Source organism: Actinomadura sp. NBRC 104412, assembly GCF_030269515.1.
Classification (GTDB): domain Bacteria; phylum Actinomycetota; class Actinomycetes; order Streptosporangiales; family Streptosporangiaceae; genus Spirillospora.
Window position 1 is genome coordinate 1 of record NZ_BSTM01000041.1, and the last position, 14,372, is coordinate 14,372.

Genomic DNA, 14,372 nt, shown 5'->3' on the forward strand with positions numbered 1-14,372 from the left:
ATGCCCCACCAGCGCCGCCGCGTCCAGCAACTCTGGCTCGCCCTTGCTCACACCCTGCACCACACCAGTATCCCAGTCGAGCGTTAGCTCGACCGGGACAACCGCAGTTATTCAGTGCAGTCCTAGGGCACCCTCTTTCTTGCGGGCACCGATACGGTGCGCGTTGTTGAGTGCGGGAGCCGGGGTGACGTCTAGTTCGGTCGCTGGTTGAGGGCCTGCATGACACCACCGCCCCCGGCCCTGTCGGGGCCGCGGACCGGCAACAGGGAGATGCGCCGCAGAGCGCCGGTTCGTGACCGCCCGGGAGCCGGCCTCGTCGCTGCCACCGCAAGGAGCCATGTTGTCTGTTGCGCCGCCCCCCGCGCAGTTGTTCGCCGGACTGGACTGGGCCGCCGGGATCCACGCCGTCTGTGTGGTGGATCATGCCGGCAAGATCGCCGACCGGTTCACCATCGAGCACTCCGCCGACGGGATCGCCATGCTGATCGGCCGCCTGGCCCGCCTCGCCGAGGCCGCCGACGTGCACGTCGGGATCGAACGGCCCAACGGGCGGCTGGTCGACCTGCTGCTGGAGGCCGGGCACCCGGTCGTGCCCGTCAGCCCGAACGCGATCGAGACCTGGCGGGACGGTGAGGTGCTGTCCGGGGCCAAATCCGACGCCGGTGACGCCGCCATCATCGCCGAATACTTGCGGCTGCGTCGGCACCGGCTGCGCGTCGCCGTGCCCTACTGTGACGACACCCGCGCACTGCGGACCGTCGTACGCACCCGCACCGACCTGGTCGAGATGCGGGTCGCGGCCACCAACCAGCTCGCCGCGCTGCTGGAGGACCAATTTCTGACCCGCTACCCGACCCCGGCAGCGGCCCGCCACGTCGGCGGCAAACGCATGCAGGCGTTCATGACCAAGCACGGCTACTCCGGCCGCCGCAGCGCCGCCGACCTGCTGGAACGGCTGCGGTCGGCCCCGGCCGGAGCCACCGGCCAAGCCCTCACCGAGGCCCTGCGCGACGCGGTCCTGAGCCTGGTCACCGTCCTCAGAGCACTCAACACGGCCGTCAAGGATCTCGACCGCTCGACCGCCGCCCACCTCGGGGAGCATCCGGACGGCCAGATCGTCACGTCGCTGCCAAGATCGGGTCAGAGCAACGCCGCCCAGATACTCGCCGAGTGCGGCGACTGCCGCCAAGCCTACGCAACCCCCGACTCGGTCGCGGCCCTCGCAGGCTGCACGCCCGTGACCAAACAGTCCGGCAAACACCGGGCCGTGCACTTCCGCTGGGCCTGCAACAAACGCTTTCGCCTCGCCCTGACCACCTTCGCCGACAACAGCCGGCACGCCAGCCCCTGGGCCGCCCACATCTACAACCAGGCCCGCAAAAAGGGCAAGGACCACCCGCACGCGATCGCACGCGCCTGGATCCGCGTGATCTGGCACTGCTGGCTGGACGGCGTCCCCTACGACCCCGCCCAACACGGGGCCGCAGCCAAGCTCAACAAGCAAGTTGCCGCCTGAGGTTGACACAGGGAGTCATGCGGGCGGGTCGCCTTTACATGTCGGCGTTGGCATCTGGGGGCCGGCGCCCGTGGGTCATCGTTCTTGGGAGAAGGCAGCGGTGACCACGGCCTGGGCCAGGCCGGAGTACGGGGGGTGGAAGGCGGCGAGGGCGTCGTTCTCACCTCGGATGACCACGCCGCGGGCGTTGGAGAATTCGCGGAAACCCTCCACGCCGCGGTGACGACCGTAGCCGCTTGCGCCGCTGCCACCGAAGCCGAGCGAGGGCAGGGCGCCTTGGAGCGCGCAGGTGTTGACGCAGGCGCCACCGGAGATCGTGCGATCCAGGACGTCCCGGGCGATCGTGGCGTCGGGGGTGAAGACATAGAGGCCGAGCGGACGGTCACCGGCGTTGACGTAGTCGATGGCCTCGTCGAGGGACGTGTACGTCTTGACCGGAAGGATGGGACCGAAGATTTCTTCCCGCATCAGGCCCAGGTCGTCGTCCGGGTCGAGGACGAGGGTGAGGGGTATCCGGCGGGTGGCACGGTCGATTTCGGCGCCGGGTTCCAGGGTGATCACCTCGCAGCCGCTGTCCTTCGCCTCGTCCAGCAGAGCCAGCAGGCGGTCGAGGTGGCGGTCGGTGACGATGCCCGTGCAGTCCGGGGACCGGGAGTAGTCGTCGGCCACGTAGGACCTGGCGAGGTCGACGAACTCGGCGGCCTGCGCGGCGGGGACCAGGCAGTAGTCCGGTGCGATGCACACCTGGCCGCTTTTGACCATCTTGCCGCCCACGATCTGGGCGACGGTCTCGGCGTCCACGACCTCGACGATGGCCGGGTTCTTGCCGCCGAGTTCAAGGGTGAGCGGGGTGAGGTTGCGGGCGGCGGCGAGGGCGACCTCGCGGCCGACGGCGGCGTTGCCGGTGTAGAGGAGGTGGTCCCAGGGCAGTGTCGGGAATTGCCTGGCCAGTTGCAGGTCGCCGGTCACGACGGCGACGTGGTCGGGGGCGAAGGTCTCCGCGACCATGTCCCGGAGCAGCGCGGAACTGGCGGGGGTGTGCTCCGACGGTTTGATCAGCACCCGGTTGCCGGCGGCGAGCATGTCGATCAGCGGGCCGAGGGAGAGCAGGAAGGGGAAGTTCCACGGCGAGATGATGCCCGTGACGCCCTTGGGCTGGTACTCGATGGCGGCGGTCGCGGTGCCGGCCAGTGCCGGGTCGGCGGGACGCGGGTCGGGCTCCATCCATCCGGGTAGCTGCTCGATGGTGTAGGCGGCCTGCCCGGCGACGGCGAGCACCTCCGTCATGGCGGTGAGCTGCTCGGGGTGAACGGCGAAGTCCTCGGACATCGCGCGTTCGATACGGGTGCGGTTGGCCATGACCATTTCGGCGATCATGCCCAGATGGTCGCGGCGCTCGTCCAGGGTGGGGGCGGGCCTGCGGGCGGCGCGGCGTTGCGCCTCGAACAGGGATCGCAGGTCATCCATGGAAGTCCTCTTTCGCCAGGAAGTCGAGCAGTTCGGGGACGATGCGTTCGTGGGCGTCCTCCTGGAGGTAGTGGCCGGCCTCGTCCAGACGCACGACATCGGCGTCGGGGAAGGTCTCCAGCCACATCTCCCGCAGGACGTCCGGGGTGAAGCCCGGGTCCCGCATCGCCCAGACGATCTTGACCGGCCGGCCGCGGAAGTGCCGTTCCAGTCCCGCCTCCATCTGCGCGGCGAGCCTCGCCCAGGGCTGCTCGTCGGGCCGGACGGGGATCTCCCGCGGGAACACCAGCACGGCGGTCCGGCTGGACCAGGTGGGATGCGGAGCGAGATAGGCGTGCTTCACCAAAGGGGTCAGCCGCTCGGGGGCCATCACGCCGACCTTGAACAGGAAGAGGCGGTGGAAGGCGGCCAGGCCCTTGACCATCACCTCGCCGACGCCGGGCGCCCGGAACAAGGTGAGCGAGAACGGGACCTTGAACCTGCCGCGCGGGACGTGGACGGCCGTGTTGAGCAGGAACAGCCCGGCAACCCGCTCCGGATGGGCCACCGCCCAGGCCAGGCCGACCGGGCCGCCCCAGTCCTGCGGCACCACGACGGCGCCGTGCAGGTCGAGCGATTCCAGCAGTGCGTCCGCGCGCCGGATGTGCTCGCCGATCCGGTAGAGCGCGGGCCGGTCGGGCTTGTCCGAGCGTCCGAACCCGAGCATGTCCGGGACGATCACCCGGTGTCCGGCGTCCACGAGCGGGCCGATGAAGTTGCGGTAAAGGAATCCCCAGGTGGGGTTGCCGTGCAGCAGCACCACGGGACGTCCGTCGCGTGGGCCCTCGTCCACGTAGTGCAGCCTCCCGTCGGGGGTGTCGAACCATCGCGGCTCGTAGGGCCACAGCCCGCCGAACGTCCAGTCGGTCATCGTCCCTCCCTGTGCGCCAGGTCGAGCAGCTCGTCCACCGACCACTGGTCGTAGGCGTGCTCGCCGTACTTGTACGCCCGCACCCGGCCGTCCCCGCCGATCAGGAAGTCGCCGGGCAGGCCGAAACGGCCGCCCTCGGGGAACAGGGAGGGCACCGGCCGCCGGTGGCGGAGGATCCCCCACAGGCTCAGCAGCACGGCCCGCGCGATCGGCCCCCATACGCGGGGGTTCAGGATCGCCCGGCGCGCGGGCTCCACGCCGAACTCGGCGTACAGCCGTTTGCCCGGGTCGGCCACGACGGCGAACGGCAGGTCACCGGCGTGCTCGCGCAGCGAGTCCACCGTCGAGTGGAAGACCACGACCTCCCGGATGCCCGCCGCCTCGATCTCCGCGTGCCGGCGCACGACCGACCGCAGGTGGAGGTTGCAGACGGGGCATCCGGCGAAGCGCCGCAATTGCAGGTGGATGAGGCGTCCCGGCTCGGGAATCGGGACGGCGGCGCCATGGATGTCGGTCAGCGTCCGCTTTGTCACGACCGCGCCGGGCTTGATGGTCGTCCTGCCGCTCATCGGCTCACCTCTCCGCGCGAAGCACGGCCGTCGCCGCCTCGTCCACCGCGAGGTCATCGCCCGTCTGGGAGATGACGACCCCGTACGCCGCACGGGCCTGCTCCTGCGAGACGTATCCGGCCCGCACGTCGGCCAGCACCTGATCGACCGGACGGTCCTTCGGGTCGCCGTGGCCGCCGCCCCCGCCGAGCTCGATGACGTGGGCGTCCCCGGCGGCCAGGTCGAGCGCGGCGACCTTGCCGTTGGGAAAGGTGACCACCTCGCCGTCGGCGCGCTCGACCTTCACGTGGTTGCCGGCCGCCGCGTGTCCGCCCTCCAGCCCCCATGGTGCACAGGAGGTGCGTTCGATCCAGGTGTCCAGCTTGGCCGCGGTGTGGACGCGGATGCGCAGCCTGGTCCCCAGCCCCCCGCGGTGCCGCCCGGCTCCGCCCGAGTCCTGGACGAGTGCGTACTCCTCGATGGTGACCATCGGGGACTTGGCCTCCACCACCTCGACGGGGGCGTTGTGGGTGTCGCCGTCGTTGATGCACATCGTGGCGCTCTGCCCGTCCGCTTGTGAGGTGGCGCCCCAGCCGCCGCCCTGCGGCCCGCCGAAGAACTGGAAGAAGCGCCCGGTCGCCTCGTCCACGCCGTAGGTGTGCGACATCCCCAGATCGGCGTGGTGGCCGGCGATGGTGACGTCGGGCATGACCTCGGCCATCGCCCGGAAGACGCAGTCGACGACGGTCATCGGATAGGTCATCCACAGCCGCATCGCGGCCGGGCGGACCGCGCTGACGACCGTCCCCGGCGGCAGGACCACCTTCAGCGGGCGCAGCGACCCGTGGTTGATCGGGTACTCCTGCGGCGAGGTGAGGCATTTGAACGCGACCTGGGCGGCGGACCGCCCGGCCGTGGCGCCCGAGTTGAAGTAGCCGGCGACCTGCGGGCTCATCTCGCTGAGGTCAATGGTCATGGTGTCGTGCTCGACCACCACCCGCACCCGGATCGGGATCCGCTCGCCGACCTTCACCGCGTCGTCGTCCATGTGGGCCTCGGCGCGGTACTCGCCGTCCGGGATTCGCAGCACCGCCTGCCGGCTCAGCTCCTCGCCCCGCCGGAACACGTCGGCGATCCCTGCCTTGACGACGTCGGCGCCGTAGCGCTCCAGCATCGCGCGCAGCCGGGTCTCCCCGGTGCGGACGGCGGCGACCTGCGCCCGGAAGTCGCCCATCGCCAGGTCCTGGAACCGGACGTTCAGCGCGATCAGCCGGGTCAGCTCATCGTCCTGGACGCCCTCCTTGAAGATCTTCACGATCGGGACCTGAAGGCCCTCGGAGTAGATGTCGGTGGTGGTGCCGCCGAGCACGCCGCCCACGTCGATCCAGTGCGCCATCGACGAGGCGAACGCGATCAGCTCGCCCTCGTGGAAGATCGGCAGCGTGAAGATCATGTGGTTGAGGTGGCTGCCCATGATGTAGGCGTCGTTGGTGAGCAGGATGTCGCCGGGCCTGATCCCGTCCCGGCCGTAGAACGCCAGCTTCGCCTTGATGGCGTCGGACAGCCCGCCCACGAACATCGGCAGGCCGAGCCCCACCGAGATCGTGTCACCGTTGGCGTCGAACAGCCCCACGGTGAAGTCCTGGGCCTCGTAGATGATCAGGTTGTAGGCCGTGCGCATCAGGTTCGTCTTCATCTCCTCGGTGATCGCGACGAACCCGGCACGGATGATCTCGGCGGTGATCGGGTCGATCGCGCTCGCGTCGGACGCGGCGTCGGTGGTGCTCATGGTCGGGTTCCGATCTCCAGCAGCAGGTTTCCGTAGCCGTCGACCTCGGCGCGGTCGCCGGGGCGCAGCAGCGTGGTGGCGGTGGGTTCCTCGATGACGGCGGGCCCGGCGATCCGGTTGCCGGCACGTAGCGCGTCCCGTGCGTACACCGGGGTCGGGACCGCGCCGTCGGCCGGGACGAAGACGACGTCGCGGACGCCGGTCGCGGCCTCGTCCGGCGGCACCGGCGTCCCCTCGGGGATCTTGGTCAGTTGGGGCTTGCGGAGCCGGCCGACCGCGGAGACGCGCAGGCTGACGATCTGCGCGGGTTCGCCGGGCGCGCTGTGGCTGTAGCGGCGCTCGTGCTCGGCATCGAACGCGCGTTTCACGTCGCCGACATCGTCGAGGCCGGGCGGCACGTGCACGGTGACGGTGTGCTCCTGGCCGACGTACCGCATGTCGGCCGCGCGCAGGAACTCGATGGAGCCGAACTCCAGCTTGCCCTCGGCCAGCGCGCGCCCGCACTCGTCCTCCAGCTCCCGGTACGACGACTCGACCTCCGCTGCCGTCACGTCGCTCAGCGTCCGGACGCCGGTCTGGACGACGTCGATCCGCAGGTCCGCCATGAGCATGCCGAACGCCGAGAACAGGGCGGGGTTCGGCGGCACCACCACCCGCCGGATCGCCAGCTCGCGGGCGACCAGCGACACGTGCAGGGGGCCGTTGCCGCCGTAGGCGACCAGCACGAAGTCCCGCGGATCCAAGCCGCGCTCGGTGGTCACCGCACGGACCGAGTTCGCCATCGCGGCGGCGCCGATGGCCGTGATCCCGGCCGCGGTGGACGCCGTGTCCATGCCGAGCTCGGTGGCCAGGGCGCCCACCGCGCGCCGGGCGGCGTCACCGTCCAGTTCCAGTCCTCCGGCCAGCGTGCCCCGCGGCGCCAGATGCCCCAGCACCACCGAGGCGTCGGTGATGGTGGCCTGCGTGCCGCCCCGGCCATAGCAGGCGGGACCGGGGTCGGCGCCGGCGCTGTGCGGCCCCACGTGGACGCCACCGGCCTGGTCGAGCCAGGCGATGCTGCCGCCGCCCGTGCCGACCTCGACGATGTCCAGGCAGGGGATCCGGATCGGCAGTCCCGTGGCGTAGCCGCCGAGAAAGTAGTCGCTGGCCATCGGGAACGTCAGGTCGCGGATCACCGCCGACTTCGCCGTCGTACCGCCCATGTCGAACGCGATCGCCTCGCGGTGTCCCAGCGCCTCGCACAGCGCGATCGTGCCGACCACGCCTCCGGCCGGGCCGGACTCCAGCATCTGCACGCACTGGCCGGACGCGGTGACCACGTCGGACACGCCGCCGTTGGACTGCATCACCGCCAGGGCCGCGCCGGAGCCGCCCGCCCGCAGCCGGTCCTCCAGGCGTCCCAGGTAGTCGCTCACCAGCGGGCCCACGAACGCGTTGGCCACCACCGTGGACGTCCGCTCGAACTCGCGGTACTCGCGGCTGATCTCGTGGGACAGCGTGACGTACACCCCGGGCAGTTCCGCGCGCAGGATCTCGCCGACGCGGATCTCATGCGCGGGATCGCGGTAGGCGTGCAGCAGCACCACCGCCACCGACTCGACGCCGAGCGCGGCCAGCCGGCGGGCGATCTCCAGGGTGCGCGCCTCGTCGAGCGGCCTGGCGACCGTGCCGTCGGCCCGCAACCGCTCGGGGACCTCGTAGATCATCTCGCGGGGGATCAGCGGGCGATGCTTGGTGAAGGCGAGGTTGAACGCGTCCGGCCGGTTGATCCTGCCGATCTCGTAGACATCGCGGAACCCCTCGGTGGTCAGCAGCGCGGTCCGTGCGCCCTTGCGCTCGATCAGCGCGTTGACCACGACGGTGCTGCCATGGATGGCGAAGGCGAGCTCGTCCACCGGGATGTCGGCGGCGCGCAGGCCGCCGAACACGCCGTCGATGAGATCATGCGGGGTGCTGAGCGTCTTGCCCAGCATCAGCCTGCCCTTGACGTCGTCGTAGCCCACGACGTCGGTGAACGTCCCGCCGATGTCGACGGCGGCCCTAATCGGCATGGATGACTCTCCTTAGTCAGGGATGCCCCGATTTTCAGGGGTGCCTGCGCAGCGCGAGGCGTTCCAGCAGTTCGACCGCGGCGAAGACGAGGACGGCCAGCACGGCCAGGCTGATGACGCACGCGAACAGCAGCGGCACGTTCTGGTTGCCGCTCGCCGAGATGGTCAGGTAGCCCAGGCCCGCCCCCCCGACGATGAACTCGCCCACCACCACGCCGATCACGGCGAAGGTGATGGCGACCTTGAGCCCGGCCAGCACGCTGGGCAAGGCCGTGGGCAGGCGGACGAGCCGGAACAGCCGCCAGCGGGAGGCGCCCATCGAGCGGCCCAGCCGCACCAGGTCCGGGTCGATCGTGGTGAGCCCCAGCACGGTGTTGACGATGATCGGAAAGATGGCCACCGACACGGCGATCAGCACGTTGGTCATCAGCCCGAACCCGAACCACACGATGAACAGCGGGCCCAGCGCCACCTTCGGCACGGCCTGGGTCATCACCAGCAGCGGGTAGCCCAGCCGCTCGACCACCCGGGAAAAGGCCATCGGGATCGCCAGGAGCACGCCGAGCACCGCCGAGATCCCGAAGGCCAGTAGAATCCCGCGGAGCGTGACCCAGCCCTGCTTCAGCAGCGGCTCGCGGTAGTTGGACAGCGCCTCCACGACCTGGGCGGGGGTGGGCAGCAGGTAGTCGGGTGTGCGTCCCACCAGCACCGCCCCCTGCCACACGGCGACGACCAGCGCGATCGCCAGCACGTACCAGAAGGCGGTCTGCCCGCCGATCCACCGGCCGAGGCTAGACATCGGCCACCGTCCCTTCCTCCCGTTCGGCCAGCATGCGGCGGAGGCGGCCGGTGCGGGCGACGAACTCCGGCTCCTCGCGCACGGCCATCGACCGGGGACGCGGCAGATCGATCCGCACCTCACCGGCGATCCGGCCGGGCCGCGGCGACATCACCACCACCCTGTCGGCGAGGAAGGCCGCCTCGTCGATGCCATGGGTCACGAACAGGACGGAGGTCTGGGTGCGCGCGGCCAGCTCGCCCAGTTCGACGTTCAGGCTCTCCCTGGTGAGCGCGTCCAGGGCGCCGAACGGCTCGTCCATGAACAGCAGCGGCGGCCGGTGCACCAGCGCGCGGCAGAGCGCCACCCGCTGCCGCATGCCACCGGACAGCTCCCGCGGGAACCGCCGTGCGAACCGTGCCAGTCCCACCATCTCCAGCAGCTCGCGGGCCCGCCCGCGATAGGGCGCGGTCGGCAGGCCGCGCATCTGGAACTGGAGCAGGATGTTGTCCTCGCAGGTGCGCCATTCCAGCAGCAGGACGCGCTGGAACATCACGCCGGCCTCCAGCAGCGGCCCGGTCACCGCCCGCTCCCCGACCATCACCCGGCCCTTCGTCGGGGTGTCGAGACCGGCCAGGATCGTCAGCATCGTGCTCTTGCCGCAGCCGCTGGGGCCCAGCACGCTGACGAACTCGCCGGGGTCGAGGGTCAGGTCCACCCCGTCCAGCGCGGTGATGGGCCCCTCAGGGGAGGGGAACACCTTGGTCACGCCCGTGGCGCGCAGCGTGCGCGCGGCCGGGCCCGTCCGCCCTGTCATGGCGGTGCGGGCGCGCGCTTCAGCACGTCCCGGTGCCAAGGCCGTTCCCCTTCGTGAACAGGCTGTTGTCGAAGTAGGCCCGGCCGTCGGCGGGGCCCTGGAGACCGGCCGCCTTCCGCAGGCCGGCCACCGTGTTCGACCAGTCGGAAGGGGAGCTCTCCCCGTAGGGACGGCCCCGCTGGGCCGGCGAGCACATGAAGTCGAGCACCGACTTCAGCGTGCCGAGCGACTGCCCGCGATCGAGCTGAGGGTGTTCGGCGAGGATCGCGTCGATCGCCGCCTCCGGGTCGCGCCTGGCCGCCTGGAAGCCGCGCAACGTGGCACGGACGAAGCCGCGGACCACCTCCGGGCGCTCGCCGAGTGTGCCCTTGGAGACGATCAGCGCGTAGTCGGGCGGATTGAAGCCGGCATCCGACTGCATCAGGACGTTCGAGGGCCGCCGTGCCGCCTGGGGCGCGAAGTGCCGCACGGTGTACATCGCGTCCACCTTGCCGCTCACGTACGTCGTGATCAGGGCGTTCGGGTCCGCCACGACCGCCCTGACATCGGACTCGGCCAGGCCCGCCCCCGCCAGCGCCGCGTACATGTTCCGCTCCACCAGCGCCGTCACCGCGATGGACTTGCCGCGCAGGTCCTTGATCGAGGCGATGCCGGAATCCTTGGGGACGAAGAATCCGAAGCTGGTGCGCCCCAGGACGGTGGCCACGCCCGTGACCTGCTGGCCCTGCGCCACCGCCGTGATCAGATTGGTGACCGCGGCCATGCCCACGTCCGAGCCGCCGTTGCCGACATCCGTGATCGCCTGGGTGGAGCCCTTGCTGTCGCGGATCTCGACCTCCAGACCTTCCTGTTCGTAGTAGCCGAGCTTGGCGGCGTAGTAGAGGGGCGCGTCGGCGCCCGACGTCACGAACGGGCCTCGGTACGTGAGCTTGGTCAGTGGCTTCCCACCGGCCTGCCCTCCACCCCCGCATCCCGCGACCGCCAGTACGGCGGCCACCACCAATCCGCCCACCGAGGCTCTCGCTGCGACACCGAGACGACCGCCGTTCCGGCCGATTGCGACCACGGCCTTCACCGCCCTTCCGCTTGAGACTGGCCACAGTGGCTCGAAGACTGTATCCAGTTCTGTCAAAAGAATGTACAGTGGCGTCGCCATGTTGTACAGCGGCGGGTCTCGCCCGCGGCGAAGGGAGGACTCGGTGCGACTGACCACGATCCGTCTGCAGGACGGCGACGGCATGACGACCGCGGCGGGACGGCTCGACGGTGACCTGATCAGCGTCCTGCCGTATCCGGACGTCGGTGCGCTCCTGGCCGCCGGGCCCGACTGGCGAGAGCGGGCGGCGCAGGCCGGCGACCGGACCGTCCCGGTGTCCGAGGCGAGCTTCGCGCCGCTGGTACCGCGTCCCGAGAAGGTGCTGTGCGTCGGGGCCAACTACCGCGACCACATCGCCGAGGCCGGGATGGAGGTCCCGCGGTACCCCACGCTCTTCGCCAAGTACGCCCGTAGTCTCATCGGCCCGTACGACGACATCGTCCTGCCGGCCAACTCCGACGCGGTGGACTGGGAGGTCGAGCTGGGCGTGGTGATCGGCGAGGTCGCCCGGAACATCGACCGGGAGGCGGCGTGGGACGTGATCGCCGGTTACACCATCGTCAACGACATCAGCATGCGCGACTGGCAGCTCCGCACCTCGCAGTTCCTGCAGGGCAAGACGTTCGAGGCCAGCACGCCGGTCGGGCCCTACCTGGTCACGCCCGACGAGGTGGGACACGCGCGAGCGGCCGATCTGACCTGTGCCGTGGACGACGACGTGATGCAGAAGTCGGTGACCAGCGAGCTGGTCTTCTCCGCGGCGGAGATCGTCTCCTACATCAGCTCGTTCATCACGCTGGTGCCCGGCGACCTCATCGCCACCGGGACACCCGGCGGCGTGGGCGCCGCGCGCAAACCGCCGCTGTTCCTGACCGACGGCCAGACCCTCACCTCACGGATCGACGGGCTCGGCGAGCAGGTCAACCGCTGCGTCGCGGAGTCACGGTGAGGAGCGCGCGATGCAAGTGATCGAATTCTTCGACCGGGGCGCCGCCCTCAACCCCGGCGGCATCGCGTTCGTCCGTCCGGACGGGACCGGCGCGCTGACCTACGCCGAGGCCGCCGACCTCACCCACCGGGTCGCGTCCGCTCTGATCGAGAACGGCCTGAGCCCGGGGGCGCCGGTGGGCGTGCTCAGCGCCAACACCACGCGACTTTTCCCGTGCGTGCTCGGGGTGCTGCGCGCCGGCTGCGCATGGGTCGCGCTCAACGCGCGCTCCACGCCCGACGACCTGATCGCACTGCTGGACCTCGTCGGGGCGCGGGCGCTCCTGCACTCCGCGGACCTGGCCGACGTGGCCGAGCGGATCCGCGGGGCCGTGGGCACGCTCGAACAGGTCGTCGCGATCGACGACCTGGAGAAATGGGCGGCCCCGGCGGGCGTCCGCGTCCCACCGCCCCCGCTGGATCCGGAGGCGGTCGCCGGCTACTTCGGCACCGGCGGCACGACCGGCCGGCCCAAGGCGGTCGAGGTCCCCAACCGGGCCTTCGAGACGATGATCCACGCCTTCAACGCCCACATGCCCGAGCGCGATCCGGTGAACCTGGTCGCGGCGCCGATGACGCACGCGGCCGGCGCGCTGGTCTTCCCGGTCCTCGCCCTGGGCGGACGGAACATCGTGCATGACGGCGTCGTACCGGAGGAGATCGTCGAATCGATCGAGCGGAACGCGGTGACCCGCCTCTTCCTGCCGCCGACCGCCATCTACGCGCTGCTCGACCACTCCGGCACACGGCGGCGCGACCTGTCGAGCCTGCGCTACTTCATATACGGGGCGGCGCCGATGTCGGTGGCCAAGCTGGAAGAGGCGATGGACGTCTTCGGGCCGGTGATGGCCCAGTGCTACGGCCAGACCGAGCTCCCCATGATGTGCACCTACTTCGGGCCGGACGAGCACGCCGAGGCACGCGCCCGATCGCGGCTGCGTGCCCGGCTGGCGAGCTGCGGGCGGCCGTCCCTGGTCGCGAACGTGGCGGTCGTGGACGACGATGGCGCTCCCAGGCCCGTCGGCGAGCCCGGCGAGATCGTCGTCCGAAGCTCCCTGAGGATGAAGGGCTACCACAAGGCGCCCGACCAGACCGCGGCCGTCAGCCTCCCCGGCGGCTGGCTCGCCACCGGCGACGTCGGCAGATTCGACGAGGACGGCTACCTCTACATCGTCGACCGCAAGCGCGACCTCATCATCTCCGGCGGCTTCAACGTCTTCCCGAGCGAGGTCGAGCAGGTCCTCCTCGGCCATCCGGCCGTCCGGGACTGCGCCGTCATCGGCCTGCCGGACCGGAAGTGGGGCGAGCGCGTGACGGCCGTCGTGCAGCTCAAGGCGGGCGCCACCGCCGATCCCGACGACCTCATCGCCCTGTGCAAGAGCCGCTTGGGCAGCATCAAGGCACCCAAGGAGGTCATCTTCCGCGAACTGCCGAAATCACCCGTCGGCAAGGTGCTCAAGAGGGCCCTGCGCGATGATTACTGGCGCGGCCGCGACCGCATGGTGTGAGTCTGTGTACAATGCCTTTGAAATTGTGGACAGTAACTGGCATGGCCAGTCCGATCTAGCTGAACAGGGACCTCCGACGTGACCGCCAGTCCCGCGGACTCCAAAGCCGGAGCGGGAACCAGGAACGTGCACGACGTCCTGCGTCGCCTCATCATCGAAGGCGAACTCCCGCCCGGCTCCGAAATCTCCCAGCTCCAGCTCAGCCGCCGGCTCTCGGTCAGCCGCACCCCGCTGCGCGAGGCCCTGCGGCTTCTCGAACGGGAGGGCCTGGTCGAGGACGTCGGTCCGCACCGCTCGGTCCGGATCAGCCCGCTGAGCATGAACGACCTGGACGATCTGTACTCGCTCCGGGTCATGGGCGAGGGGCTGGCGGTCTGGCTCACGGTTCCGATGCTCCGCTCCAAGGATTTCGAGCAGATGGAGTGGGAACTGGAGCGCGCCGCCCCGGACGGCGACACCGAGGCGCACTCTCGCTTCCACGCCATCCTCCGCCAAGGCGCCGGGCCGCGGCTCCGCGACCACCTGGAGCGGCTCTTCGACCACGCCGAACGTTACCAGCGCGCGTTCATGGACCAGGAGCGCAACAGCGCGGTCTTCGACGCCAAGCTCGAGGAGCACCGCAAGCTGCTGGAGGCATGCCGTGCCGGCGACCGGCGGCTGGCGCGCGACCTGCTGGCCGACCACATCGCCGGCACGGCCATCACCCTCATGACCGCACAGCGCCACGCTCCCTTCGCCCTCCCCACCGCCCTCGCCATGGTGAAATCCGCTGAAGACCCCCCACGAACCCTCGGCCTCTGACACGACCGTGGCCCCCACCGGCGCACGTTCGGCCCCTCTTCGCGTCGACGCCGATGGACGGCTCTCCAGCGGACTGGTGCTGCCAGAGAACTCGCAGACCCGGT

The 14,372-nt window shown here is 70.5% G+C and carries 12 protein-coding genes; 4 read left to right on the top strand and 8 right to left on the bottom strand.

Annotated features, from left to right (window positions below; translation table 11 throughout):
* The first annotated feature begins 337 nt into the window (after positions 1-337).
* Positions 338-1,516 (top strand): IS110 family RNA-guided transposase, encoded by a 1,179-nt coding sequence (locus tag QSK21_RS32425; protein ID WP_285701380.1) that lies wholly within the window; start codon positions 338-340, stop codon positions 1,514-1,516.
* A 75-nt stretch (positions 1,517-1,591) separates the two neighbouring features.
* Here QSK21_RS32425 and QSK21_RS32430 read toward each other — a convergent pair whose 3' ends face one another.
* The 8 genes from QSK21_RS32430 to QSK21_RS32465 are packed head-to-tail and all read right to left on the bottom strand — an operon-like array spanning position 1,592 to position 10,888.
* The gene (locus QSK21_RS32430) at positions 1,592-2,983 is read right to left on the bottom strand and encodes an aldehyde dehydrogenase family protein (RefSeq protein ID WP_285701381.1); all 1,392 of its coding nucleotides are present in this window, start codon (positions 2,981-2,983) and stop codon (positions 1,592-1,594) included.
* Positions 2,976-3,893, bottom strand: a complete 918-nt coding sequence (locus QSK21_RS32435; RefSeq protein ID WP_285701382.1) for an alpha/beta fold hydrolase — start codon at positions 3,891-3,893, stop codon at positions 2,976-2,978. Before QSK21_RS32435 ends, QSK21_RS32430 begins: the two co-directional genes overlap by 8 nt.
* Positions 3,890-4,462 carry a peroxiredoxin-like family protein gene (locus QSK21_RS32440; protein WP_285701384.1) on the bottom strand — a complete coding sequence of 191 codons (573 nt, stop codon included), beginning with the start codon at positions 4,460-4,462 and terminating at the stop codon, positions 3,890-3,892. Before QSK21_RS32440 ends, QSK21_RS32435 begins: the two co-directional genes overlap by 4 nt.
* 4 nt (positions 4,463-4,466) lie before the next feature.
* On the bottom strand, positions 4,467-6,230 hold the full coding sequence (locus tag QSK21_RS32445) for a hydantoinase B/oxoprolinase family protein (protein WP_285701385.1): 1,764 nt from the start codon (positions 6,228-6,230) through the stop codon (positions 4,467-4,469).
* Positions 6,227-8,281, bottom strand: coding sequence for a hydantoinase/oxoprolinase family protein (locus QSK21_RS32450; RefSeq protein WP_285701387.1), 2,055 nt, complete (start codon positions 8,279-8,281; stop codon positions 6,227-6,229). The genes QSK21_RS32445 and QSK21_RS32450 overlap by 4 nt, the downstream gene beginning before the upstream one ends.
* A 34-nt stretch (positions 8,282-8,315) precedes the next feature.
* Positions 8,316-9,080, bottom strand: coding sequence for an ABC transporter permease (locus QSK21_RS32455; protein ID WP_285701388.1), 765 nt, complete (start codon positions 9,078-9,080; stop codon positions 8,316-8,318).
* Positions 9,073-9,876 (bottom strand): ABC transporter ATP-binding protein, encoded by an 804-nt coding sequence (locus QSK21_RS32460; RefSeq protein ID WP_285701389.1) that lies wholly within the window; start codon positions 9,874-9,876, stop codon positions 9,073-9,075. Before QSK21_RS32460 ends, QSK21_RS32455 begins: the two co-directional genes overlap by 8 nt.
* Before the next feature lie 19 nt (positions 9,877-9,895).
* The gene (locus QSK21_RS32465; protein WP_285701391.1) at positions 9,896-10,888 is read right to left on the bottom strand and encodes an ABC transporter substrate-binding protein; all 993 of its coding nucleotides are present in this window, start codon (positions 10,886-10,888) and stop codon (positions 9,896-9,898) included.
* 187 nt (positions 10,889-11,075) lie between these two features.
* Here QSK21_RS32465 and QSK21_RS32470 point away from each other — a divergent pair, with 187 nt between their 5' ends.
* The 3 genes from QSK21_RS32470 to QSK21_RS32480 all read left to right on the top strand — a co-directional run bounded on the left by QSK21_RS32470 (position 11,076) and on the right by QSK21_RS32480 (position 14,268).
* Positions 11,076-11,921 carry a fumarylacetoacetate hydrolase family protein gene (locus tag QSK21_RS32470; RefSeq protein WP_285701392.1) on the top strand — a complete coding sequence of 282 codons (846 nt, stop codon included), beginning with the start codon at positions 11,076-11,078 and terminating at the stop codon, positions 11,919-11,921.
* A 10-nt stretch (positions 11,922-11,931) separates the two neighbouring features.
* Positions 11,932-13,467: an AMP-binding protein gene (locus QSK21_RS32475; RefSeq protein ID WP_285701394.1), complete on the top strand. Its 1,536-nt coding sequence runs from the start codon at positions 11,932-11,934 to the stop codon at positions 13,465-13,467.
* 78 nt (positions 13,468-13,545) lie between these two features.
* The gene (locus tag QSK21_RS32480; RefSeq protein WP_285701396.1) at positions 13,546-14,268 is read left to right on the top strand and encodes a GntR family transcriptional regulator; all 723 of its coding nucleotides are present in this window, start codon (positions 13,546-13,548) and stop codon (positions 14,266-14,268) included.
* Positions 14,269-14,372 lie beyond the last annotated feature (104 nt).